Origin of the sequence: Streptomyces sp. NPDC006365, from assembly GCF_042870755.1 — a bacterium.
Taxonomy (GTDB): Bacteria; Actinomycetota; Actinomycetes; order Streptomycetales; family Streptomycetaceae; genus Streptomyces; species Streptomyces xiangluensis.
Window position 1 is genome coordinate 1 of sequence record NZ_JBIAHS010000045.1, and the last position, 2,013, is coordinate 2,013.

The 2,013-nt window shown below is 66.7% G+C and carries 2 protein-coding genes; one reads left to right on the forward strand and one right to left on the reverse strand.

What is annotated here, in order from left to right:
* The first annotated feature begins 230 nt into the window (after positions 1–230).
* Positions 231–1,421 (forward strand): IS110 family transposase, encoded by a 1,191-nt coding sequence (locus ACFYO0_RS46390; protein WP_388688498.1) that lies wholly within the window; start codon positions 231–233, stop codon positions 1,419–1,421.
* A 49-nt stretch (positions 1,422–1,470) separates the two neighbouring features.
* Here ACFYO0_RS46390 and ACFYO0_RS46395 read toward each other — a convergent pair whose 3' ends face one another.
* Positions 1,471–1,908 carry a VOC family protein gene (locus ACFYO0_RS46395; protein ID WP_192366044.1) on the reverse strand — a complete coding sequence of 146 codons (438 nt, stop codon included), beginning with the start codon at positions 1,906–1,908 and terminating at the stop codon, positions 1,471–1,473.
* Positions 1,909–2,013 lie beyond the last annotated feature (105 nt).

Here is a 2,013-nt window from a genome sequence, read left to right on the forward strand (position 1 = left end):
TCCCTACGTTGTTCTACGGGACCGGGCGAGCCCTTCGTATGGTTGGCCCACCCAGGGGCGTCGGGTGTGGCTTTCAATCTTCTGCCGCTTGTGGCTTCCATCGATTGGCCGCCCGATGCCCCACGACGACTCGGCTGCCAATTAGGAATTGCGAATGATCGCTCCGTAGGGAATCGACAGCGAGGTCGTCCGTCGGGAGGCACCGGCAGCACACCGTACGGAGGCACCACATGGCCGCGATCTGGGCCGGCATCGACGCAGGCAAGACCCACCACCACTGCGTCGCGATCGACGAGAGCGGCCGCAGGCTGCTGTCACGACGCGTCGCCAACGACGAACCCGAACTCCTCGAACTCCTCGCCGACGTCCTGGCCTTGGGCGACGAGGCGTCCTGGGGCATCGACCTGGCCGACGGCGGCGCCGCCCTCGCCATCACGGTCCTCCTCAACCACGACCAGACGGTGCACTACATCTCCGGCCGGGCCATCCACCGCGCCTCCGAGAGCTACCGCGGCGAAGGCAAGACCGACGCCAAGGACGCCGCCATCATCGCCGACCAAGTCCGCATCCGACGTGACCTGCACCCTTTACGCGCCAGCGACGAGACGGTCATCGACCTGAAGATCCTCACCGGTCGTCGCATGGACCTGGTCGCCGACCGCACCCGCACCGTTAACCGCCTCCGCGCCCAGTTCTCCGGCATCTTCCCCGGCCTGGAGCGCGCGCTGGACCTTACACACACCGGCCCGCTCACTCTGGTGACCGGCTACCAGACCCCGGCAGCCATCCGACGACTCGGTGCCAAGCGGCTGGAGACCTGGCTGCGCAATCGCCATGTCGTCCGCGCCGACAAGCTCGCCGAGACGGCCATCGAAGCCGCCGAACGCCAGCACACCAGCCTGCCCGGCGAGAAGCTGACCGCCGAGATGGTGCACACGCTGGCGAAGGAGGTGATGACCCTCAACCAGCAGGTCGCCGAGGTCGACAAGCTCATCGAGGCCCGGTTTCGCGACCATCACCACTTCGAGGTGATCACCAGCCTGCCCGGCCTGGGAATCATCCTCGGTGCCGAATTCCTGGCCGCCACCGGCGGCGACATGACCGCCTTCGGCACCCCCGACCGCCTCGCCGGCTTCGGCGGCGTCGCCCCGGTGCCCCGTGACTCCGGGAAGAGCAGCGGGAATCTGAAGCGCCCGCAGCGATACAGCCGCCGCCTCCAACGCGTCTTCTACACCTCAGCGTTGTTCAGCATCCGTAAGTGCGAGGAGTCGCGCAGGTTCTACGACCGCAAACGAGCTGAGGGCAAGCGCCACACCCAGGCCGTCCTCGCCCTCGCTCGACGCCGGGTCAACGTCCTATGGGCCCTCCTACGTGACGGACGGTGCTACGAGCCAGCTCCGCCGGCAAGGGCTGCCACGTAGGAACCGACGCGACACGTTCCGCGTCGGACGGCCGATCTGGCACGTTCAGTCAGACCAGGCAGAACTCGTTACCTTCAGGGTCTGCCATCACCACGTGATCCGGCCTGCCCTGCAGCTCGTCCTCGCGGACCACAGTCGCACCCGCCGTGGTCAACCGCTCGACCGCCTCGACCACACGCGGCCAGCGGATCTCCCACGGTGTTTCACGGCCGCCACCTACTTGCACGTCGAGGTGCAACCGGTTCTTCATCAACTTCGGCTCCGGCACCTTCAAGAAGGACAAGGTGGGGCCTACGCCGTCCGGATCCGAGAGATACGCCCCGTCATCCCACTCGTCCTCCGGAACGCCATGGTGCGCGAACCACTCCTCCCAGCTCCCGAACCCTGCGGGCGCGGGCTTCTCCACATAGCCCAATGCCAGCGCCCAGAACTTGGCCAGCTTGGCCGGGTACGCGCAGTCGATCGTCAAGCTCCACTTGGTCGCCATGAGCCCTCCCCAGTCTGATGGACTGACCGTACCGGGCACCTCTGACAATCCCCGGCCCGTTACTTCGCGCGTGCCCTGTGGCTTGACAAACGGCATTAGGAATCG

Bases quoted from the DNA above. Each gene is read 5' to 3' on its own strand.
- ACFYO0_RS46395 (WP_192366044.1), bottom strand. From the start codon at position 1,908: ATGGCGACCAAGTGGAGCTTGACGATCGACTGCGCGTACCCGGCCAAG.
- ACFYO0_RS46390 (WP_388688498.1), top strand. From the start codon at position 231: ATGGCCGCGATCTGGGCCGGCATCGACGCAGGCAAGACCCACCACCAC.